The organism is Nitrosomonas sp., assembly GCF_022842015.1.
In the GTDB taxonomy this organism is placed as follows: domain Bacteria; phylum Pseudomonadota; class Gammaproteobacteria; order Burkholderiales; family Nitrosomonadaceae; genus Nitrosomonas.
On record NZ_JALHQJ010000117.1, the window covers coordinates 1 to 4,750 of the forward strand.

4 protein-coding genes are annotated in these 4,750 nt (G+C 43.3%); 3 read left to right on the forward strand and 1 reads right to left on the reverse strand.

Going from position 1 to position 4,750, the window contains the following annotated elements; translation table 11 throughout:
- Window positions 1–618 precede the first annotated feature (618 nt).
- The gene (gene flhD / locus Q0C11_RS14355; RefSeq protein WP_293009134.1) at window positions 619–936 is read left to right on the forward strand and encodes a flagellar transcriptional regulator FlhD; all 318 of its coding nucleotides are present in this window, start codon (window positions 619–621) and stop codon (window positions 934–936) included.
- Between the two features lie 27 nt (window positions 937–963).
- Window positions 964–1,503 carry a flagellar transcriptional regulator FlhC gene (gene flhC, locus Q0C11_RS14360; RefSeq protein ID WP_293009136.1) on the forward strand — a complete coding sequence of 180 codons (540 nt, stop codon included), beginning with the start codon at window positions 964–966 and terminating at the stop codon, window positions 1,501–1,503.
- Between the two features lie 30 nt (window positions 1,504–1,533).
- Here the strand turns inward: flhC and Q0C11_RS14365 are convergent, their stop codons facing one another.
- Entirely contained in the window at window positions 1,534–2,727 is a 1,194-nt protein-coding gene (locus Q0C11_RS14365) for a pyridoxal phosphate-dependent aminotransferase (RefSeq protein WP_293009138.1), read from the reverse strand.
- 80 nt (window positions 2,728–2,807) lie between these two features.
- On the opposite strand from Q0C11_RS14365, the gene uvrB reads away from it, so the two are divergent.
- Window positions 2,808–4,750 (forward strand): excinuclease ABC subunit UvrB (gene uvrB, locus Q0C11_RS14370; protein ID WP_293009140.1); only part of this gene is annotated, 1,943 nt, incomplete at its 3' end.

Here is a 4,750-nt window from a genome sequence, read left to right on the forward strand (position 1 = left end):
ACTCATGCGTTCAATCAATTCCATCCATGCTTTGAATTCCGTTGATTTCATTGTGCACACCTCTATATCTCAATGCACGTTGGACAAACAATTCAATAATTAATTGTTACATAGCCTAATGATTAGATATTCAAGACCGCAGTACAAAATGTATTAGTTTCTAACGAAGATTATTAGTTTAAAGTATTTTTCCATCGATATTCTCAAGATGGGTGTTCCTTGTGTCCATGATATGATGAATTCTATTGATCGTTCGGTATTCAGAAACCCGAAACAAAAAATACAGTGACTCGATGACCCGGGTATTCCGGAAGAATTGGGGCTGAAGGTTAGCTCGGTTCTATCATGACTGTATACAGCATCGTGCCCGAGTTTTTCTTCTGTTATCAGACCACAAATAACTGACATGTGCGCAGTTAACCAAACCAGTAAAAAACCCCGTATATTTAACTCATTATTATTTTCATTCTGTAGTCAAAATTCCTATATTGCGATAAGAAGATTACCTAGCTCCGTTTAAGCCTAACTTCCATTTACTTCCATTGCGTCATACTTGAAAATGTCACCTACACGAATGCGTATTTTTGATTAAATATTATTTACTTAAGGGGTGATTAAATGCAAACAGATCAAATGTTGGATGAGATCCGGGATATCAACTTAAACTATCTATTGCTTGCAAAGCAAATGCTGCATGATGACAGGGTATCTGCCATGTATCGGCTGGGCGTTAACCAGGACTTGGCGGACATTCTGGATAAGTTAACTTCTGCGCAATTAATTAAAATGGCGGCAACAAATATGCTGCTTTGTCGTTTCCGTTTTGATGATCGTTTGATTGCCGAAATGTTATCCAACGATAATCGTGAGCAATCTGTCGCTAAATCGCATGCAGCTATTTTGATGGCTGGAAAACCTGCTGAAGCTGTAGCGTAGAAGTAAATATATAAAGAGGGCAACATCATGCGCAATCGAAGCATTATCACCGAGGCTAAGCAAATTCAACTGGCGACTGAATTGATTCAATTAGGGGCTCGATTACAAGTGTTGGAAATGAACACTGACCTGAGTCGTGAAAGATTAGTGAAGTTATATAAAGAAATTAGAGGAGTATCGCCTCCCAAGGGTATGCTGCCTTATTCGGAAGATTGGTTTATAAGCTGGCAGCCAAATATGCATTCTTCACTGTTTATAAACATATACCATTATGTGACAGAAAATACAGGCGTTAAAGGTATTAATGCATTAATTAAAAGTTATAGGCTTTATGATGAACATGTTAAAGTCAATCAATTAGAAAAAGTATTAAGCTTAACGCGTGCGTGGACTTTAGCGCGTTTTGTCGAAAGTGGCGTGTTGTGCATCGCGCCTTGTGTGAAATGTCACGGCAAGTATGTAGTGCACACACTGGAAATTCACTCCAATCACGTCTGTGGATTATGCAATGTTCCCTCACGAGCTGGGAAAACTAAAAAAGCAGCAATGCTGGCCGCGCTTCATTAAAAAAATATAAATTTGCTGGATCTGATGGTCTTATTCCAGCAGATTTCTCATCCGACTTAATGCCTGCCTTAGATTTTCCATTGAGGTGGCAAATGATAGTCGCATATAACCTTCACATCCAAATGCGGAGCCTGGAACCACAGCGACTCCGGCTTTTTCCAGAAGATATTCGCTATATACGATATCATTAGGTGCGCTTATCAGATTTTTTTTAAATAACGCATCGATTGACTTGCTAGCATCTGCGAATGCATAGAATGCGCCTTGCGAAAGTAAACACCGCACACCATTGATTTGATTCAATTGTTCAGCCATAAAGATGTTACGTTCTTTGAATGCCGCCACCATTGGATTGATACACGATTGGTCCCCATTGAGTGCCGCTTCTGCAGCTGCCTGCGAAATAGAGCTTGGATTCGATGTGCTTTGCGACTGAATATTTTCCATGGCTGAAATGATGTGTGCAGGCCCGCCACAATAGCCGATTCGCCACCCTGTCATTGAGTAAGCCTTGGAAACACCATTGAGAACCATGGTTTGGGGCAATAAATCAGGACAGGCATTAGCGATATTCCCAAATCGTTCCCCAGTAAGCAGGATGTGTTCGTACATGTCATCGGTAGCAATGAGAATTTTGGGATGTTTGCGTAAAACTTCACCCAGTGCTTTGAGTTCATCAAAAGTATAGACAGCTCCAGTCGGATTGCTGGGACTGTTGACGACAAACATTTTTGTTTTGGGCGTAATGGCCGCCTCCAGTTGTTGCGCGGATATCTTGAAATTCTGCTCAATGCCGGTATCGATAAACACAGGCTTACCTTCAGCAATAAGCACAATGTCAGGATAGGAAACCCAGTAGGGCGCTGGAATAATCACTTCATCCCCTAGATTGATTACAGATAACGCCAGGTTAAAGAAACTCTGCTTACCTCCACAGGAAACTAAAATTTGTTTGGGGTCAAAATCAAAATTATTCTCACGTTTAAACTTTGCCACAATAGCGTTTTTTAAACTAGGTGTTCCGCCGACGGGGGTATATTTTGTTTGACCTTTGTTGATCGCAGTTATCGCGGCGTCCTTGATATGTTGAGGAGTATCAAAGTCAGGTTCGCCTGCGCCCAACCCTATAATATCTTTACCTTCAGATTTGAGCTTAGCGGCACGCGCAGTAACAGCGAGGGTGGGAGATGGTTTGATAGCTTGAACGCGACTAGAGAGTTCCACAAAAAATCCTCGCACTAAAATAAATAGAACGGCATGTTAGAATGGTATAAAAGCATAATTGTTTAGTCGGAATTATACCTGTGATCGTAACCTTCCCCAATAGTCCGTTCAAATTACATCAGACATTTGCACCCGCAGGAGATCAACCTGCAGCTATTACGCAACTAATTGATGGGATGAATGATGGTCTTGCGTTTCAAACATTGCTGGGGGTTACCGGATCGGGGAAAACCTATACGATTGCTAACATGATTGCCCATTCGGGACGTCCGGCAATTTTAATCGCGCCAAACAAAACACTGGCGGCGCAACTGTATGCTGAGATGCGCGAATTTTTCCCAGAGAACGCCATCGAGTACTTTGTTTCTTATTACGATTACTATCAGCCCGAAGCATATGTGCCTGCGCGGGATTTGTTTATTGAGAAAGATTCCAGCATCAATGAGCACATCGAACAGATGCGTCTATCTGCGACAAAATCCTTGCTGGAGCGCGATGACGTTATTATTGTGGCTACCGTGTCATGTATCTACGGTATCGGTGATCCGGTGGATTATCATGGCATGATTCTGCATTTGCGCAACGGTGAGAAAATTTCTCAGCGTGACGTCATAAAACGTTTGACCGAGATGCAATACGAACGTAATGAGTTGGAATTTAAACGTGGGGTATTTCGCGTCCGAGGGGATGTGGTGGATGTTTTTCCGGCAGAAAATTCGGAAGCTGCGATAAGGGTGTCATTATTCGATGATGAAGTGGATAGCCTGTCATTATTTGACCCCCTGACCGGCCGTATCCTGCAAAAATTATCGCGATTCACCGTCTATCCATCCAGTCACTATGTTACACCGCGAAGTACCACATTGCGCGCAATGGAAGCCATCAAAAATGAACTGCGTGAGCGACTGGAATATTATTATCAGGAACATCGTCTAGTTGAAGCCCAGCGTCTTGAGCAGCGAACCCGCTTTGATCTGGAAATGCTCAATGAATTAGGGTTCTGTAAAGGAATTGAAAACTACTCGCGTCATCTTTCCGGCAAGAAACCTGGAGAACCGCCGCCGACCTTGCTCGATTACTTGCCATCCAATGCATTGATGATTATTGACGAAAGCCATGTCACGGTGCCGCAGATCGGAGGAATGTATAAAGGTGATCGATCGCGCAAGGAGAATTTGGTGAATTATGGTTTTCGCCTGCCGTCCGCTTTGGATAATCGTCCGTTGCGTTTTGAAGAATTTGAAAAAAGGATGCCACAGACTGTTTTTGTGTCGGCAACACCCGCGAATTATGAACATCAACATAGCGGGCAGATTGTAGAACAGGTGGTGCGGCCTACCGGGTTGGTCGATCCGATGCTAGAGGTACGTCCAGTAACGACCCAGGTCGATGATTTAATGTCCGAGGTCAGTTTGCGTACAGCCAAGAATGAACGTGTATTGGTTACCACGCTGACAAAACGCATGGCAGAAGATTTAACCGATTATTTTTCCGAACATCAAATCAAGGTGCGGTATCTGCATTCAGATATCGATACGGTGGAGCGCGTTGAAATTATCCGTGATTTACGACTGGGACAGTTTGATGTGCTGATCGGAATTAATTTACTGCGTGAAGGATTAGATATCCCGGAAGTTTCCCTGGTCGCGATACTGGATGCCGATAAGGAGGGTTTCCTGCGCTCGGAGAGGTCACTGATTCAAACCATCGGCCGGGCTGCCCGTCATATCAACGGTACCGCCATTCTCTACGCTGATACCATCACCAAATCCATGCGTGCTGCGATTGATGAGACGGATCGTCGGCGCCAGAAGCAAATAGATCATAATTTGCAGCATCAAATTACTCCTCGATCGGTGAACAAGAGGATTAAAGATCTCATTGATGGCGTTTATAACTATGAATCATCGCAGCAAAATCTCAAAGCTGCACAAGCACAGGCGCGCTATGATGTCATGAGTGAAACCCAATTAGCCAAAGAAATGCAGCGTGTTGAAAAGAAAATGCTCAGTGCTGCAAAGAA

Excerpts from the sequence above, each read along its gene's own strand:
- flhD (WP_293009134.1), top strand. The coding sequence starts at position 619 with ATGCAAACAGATCAAATGTTGGATGAGATCCGGGATATCAACTTAAAC.
- flhC (WP_293009136.1), top strand. The coding sequence starts at position 964 with ATGCGCAATCGAAGCATTATCACCGAGGCTAAGCAAATTCAACTGGCG.